The organism is Bacillota bacterium (genome assembly GCA_040754675.1).
In the GTDB taxonomy this organism is placed as follows: domain Bacteria; phylum Bacillota; class Limnochordia; order Limnochordales; family Geochordaceae; genus Geochorda.
The window spans coordinates 1-2,812 of the sequence record JBFMCJ010000519.1; the positions used below are offsets into that span (position 1 = coordinate 1).

Consider the following 2,812-nt stretch of genomic DNA (forward strand, 5'->3'; position numbering starts at 1 on the left):
GGAGATTGCCGACGACCTCTCCCGCCATGTAAAATCGGTGGACAACGCGCTCCAGCGGGTGAAGCGCAAGCTCGAGCGGTACCTCGAGCGGCGCGAGCAAGAGATGTACCCGTAAGCCTTCCCGGGCCGGCGTAGCTCAACGGCAGAGCGCCCGCCTTGTAAGCGGGAGCGTGCAGGTTCGACTCCTGTCGCCGGCTCCAGTGGAAAAAGGGCCGTCACGACTGGGACCGCCTCAGCCCATCCTGCTCATGAAACGGGCGACGACGAAATGACCCGCAGCCGGTTGTCCTCGCCCATGGCCACCAGACCGTGTCCGCCCCCGGCACGGCGATAACCTGGTTGCCCCGCCTGATGGCCAGAATGTTGATGCCGTACCTGGCGGGGAAGTCCAGATCCTTCAGTGAACGACCCACGAAAGGTTGCCGGGCTATCACCTCGACGATGTTACAGCCGGGCACCAGCTCCACGTAGTCGATGAGGTTGCCGGACACGAGGCTGTGGGCGACCCGGATGCCCATGTCCCGCTCCGGAAAGACCACCCGGTTGGCGCCCACGCGCTCGAGCACGCGCCCGTGAAGCTCGCTGAGCGCTTTGGCCACCACACACGGGACACCCAGACCCTTCACCACGGAGGTGGCCAGGATGCTCGCCTCGAGTTCACCGATGGCCACCACCACCACGTCAAAGTTGCGAATGCCCAGCGCCTTCATGGCCTCCTCATCGGTGGCGTCGGCCTGAACGGCATGGGTGACATGCGGCGCCGCCTCCTGAACGCGTTCCTCGGAGGTGTCGACCGCCAGAACCTCCTGTCCGAGCCGGTAAAGGCTAGCTGCCACGCTGGACCCGAACCGGCCAAGGCCGATGACCGCAAACTGCCGAGCCCGCCGCCGGCGCATCAGAGCCATGAGGATGGCATGCCTCCTCCCCGGCGGTGCCGAGTGTGCGGCCCGCGCACGGCCGTCGAGATTGCTGACCACCCCTTCTATCTCTGCAGCCAGCTGGCCATCGTGTAATACAGCGGAATGCCCAGAAGGACGTTGAACGGAAACGTCACTCCCAGGGCCAGCGTGATAGATAGGGCCGGGTTAGCCTGGGGTAGCGCCAGGCGCACCGCCGCAGGTGCCGCGACGTAGGAGGCGCTGGCGGCCAAGACGGCAAACAGCGTCGTCCCACCGATGCTGAGGCCGATCAGGGAGCCGATCAGTACCCCGAGGCCGCCGCCAACCAGGGGCATGACCACACCGAAGGTGCCCAGGAACCGACCGACCCGGAGAAAGTCGCCCACCTGCCGGCCCGCTGTCAGGCCCATCTCCAGCAGAAAGAGGGAGAGTGCACCGGGAAACAGCTCGACCACAAAGGGTTCCATGAGGCGCTCTCCTTTCTCCCCGGCCAGAGCGCCGACGACCAGACTACCGACCAGCACGAGGGAAGGGCCGCCAAGCACGGTCTCCCGAACGGCGGCCCAGGTGGTGTCTTGACCCGGGTCGGCCTGCCGGCGACCGTACCGGCGTGCCAGCAGGATGCCGCTGATGGCTCCCGGGGCCTCCATGAGCGCCATGACCGCAGTCATAAAGCCTTCCGCAGACAAACCCCTCCGGACCAGAAAACCTGCAGCGGTAACGAAGGTGACGACGCTGATAGAGCCGTAGTGAGACGCGATCGCGCCGGCGTTGACGGGATCCAGGCGGCCAAGCTTCGTGAGGATGGCGAAGGCGGTGGCGGGGAGCACGACGAACCCCAGGAGCACCCCGGCGCTGGCCGTGGCTACGAATTGATCCGATAACCCTTCCCGGGCTAACTCCGCTCCTCCTCGAAAGCCGATGGCCACCATCAAGTACAAGGACGCACCCGCGACCAGGCCCCTGGGTATCACGAGATCCGACCGGATCGTGCCAGACAGCAGCCCCAACGCAAAGAAGAGGATCATGGGTGACAAGAGGTTCTCCAACGCCGAGGAGAGAAAACCTTGCACTGCGTGCACCACTTTCACGAATTTACGTTCACGAATTGTAGTGCGCTATACCAGATCCATCAACCAGCTCCTGGACGATCCTGAGCCGGTATCCTGAGGCTTTCGGGGGAAAGCAGCATGAAACAGTGGACTTTTCTCAGCAATCACGCCCAGGTGCTCTTGTGCATCGCCAAAAACCCGTCCATAACGGCTCGGGAGATCGGGGAACGGGTCGGTATCACCGAGCGGGCGGCTCAGAAGATCATTCACGACCTGGAGGCAGCAGGCTACCTGACCCGTCACAGAGAGGGCCGCCGTAACCGCTACGAACTTCATTTGGATCGGCCGCTGCGCCATCCGGCCCAAAAGGGGTTAACGATTCGAGACCTGCTGGAAATGCTCGACGATCGTGCTTCCCTGGAGGGCCAGGAGGAAGCGGCTAGGCCGGCACCCTCACGACGGACGCCCTTCGGTGGGGCGGCGAGCTGACGGTGACCGGCTTGGCGGCGCGTCACGGACGCGGGGCGGGATCGCTGCCGGTTCGCCGGTCTCTCGGCCAGGCGGCCTGCGGCCGCGCGGCGAGAGGCACCCGGGCTGGAGATTGCCGGCAGCCCGTTTAGGAGGACGCGGCCCGCGAGAAGATCGGCGCGGCCCTGAAGGATCCGCGAAAATGGAAGGAGTTGGGCCGCCTTTGTAGAAGTAGTCCAGCAGCGAAGACACATAGTGCGGCGCGGAACCTGCTCAGGGTAAACCTGGCGAAAGCCAGGGGCACAAAGCCACAGGGCCTACGGTGGCGAGGAGCCACTACGGCAGCCGGTTGCCAGGGGCCGCGGCAGATGGGTTGGAGTCGGATCTGGCAAC

Annotated in this window: 4 protein-coding genes, 1 tRNA gene and 1 riboswitch; of the genes, 3 read left to right on the top strand and 2 right to left on the bottom strand. The window is 64.9% G+C overall.

Going from position 1 to position 2,812, the window contains the following annotated elements:
* Together AB1609_20060 and AB1609_20065 are read left to right on the top strand one after the other, a co-directional pair.
* A partial coding sequence (locus AB1609_20060; protein MEW6048738.1) for an RNA polymerase sporulation sigma factor SigH occupies window positions 1-115 on the top strand: 115 nt, incomplete at its 5' end.
* Between the two features lie 10 nt (window positions 116-125).
* A tRNA-Thr gene (locus AB1609_20065) sits at window positions 126-200 on the top strand.
* Between the two features lie 15 nt (window positions 201-215).
* Here AB1609_20065 and AB1609_20070 read toward each other — a convergent pair.
* Both AB1609_20070 and AB1609_20075 read right to left on the bottom strand, forming a co-directional pair.
* Window positions 216-905 carry a TrkA family potassium uptake protein gene (locus AB1609_20070; GenBank protein ID MEW6048739.1) on the bottom strand — a complete coding sequence of 230 codons (690 nt, stop codon included), beginning with the start codon at window positions 903-905 and terminating at the stop codon, window positions 216-218.
* Between the two features lie 77 nt (window positions 906-982).
* Window positions 983-1,972: a sodium-dependent bicarbonate transport family permease gene (locus AB1609_20075; protein ID MEW6048740.1), complete on the bottom strand. Its 990-nt coding sequence runs from the start codon at window positions 1,970-1,972 to the stop codon at window positions 983-985.
* Between the two features lie 117 nt (window positions 1,973-2,089).
* Between AB1609_20075 and AB1609_20080 the strand changes: the two genes are divergently transcribed.
* The gene (locus tag AB1609_20080) at window positions 2,090-2,440 is read left to right on the top strand and encodes a winged helix-turn-helix domain-containing protein (protein MEW6048741.1); all 351 of its coding nucleotides are present in this window, start codon (window positions 2,090-2,092) and stop codon (window positions 2,438-2,440) included.
* A 246-nt stretch (window positions 2,441-2,686) separates the two neighbouring features.
* A riboswitch (cyclic di-GMP riboswitch) is annotated at window positions 2,687-2,776 on the top strand.
* Window positions 2,777-2,812 lie beyond the last annotated feature (36 nt).

Coding starts and splice junctions, on each gene's coding strand:
- AB1609_20080 (MEW6048741.1), top strand. CDS start 2,090: ATGAAACAGTGGACTTTTCTCAGCAATCACGCCCAGGTGCTCTTGTGC.
- AB1609_20070 (MEW6048739.1), bottom strand. CDS start 905: ATGGCTCTGATGCGCCGGCGGCGGGCTCGGCAGTTTGCGGTCATCGGC.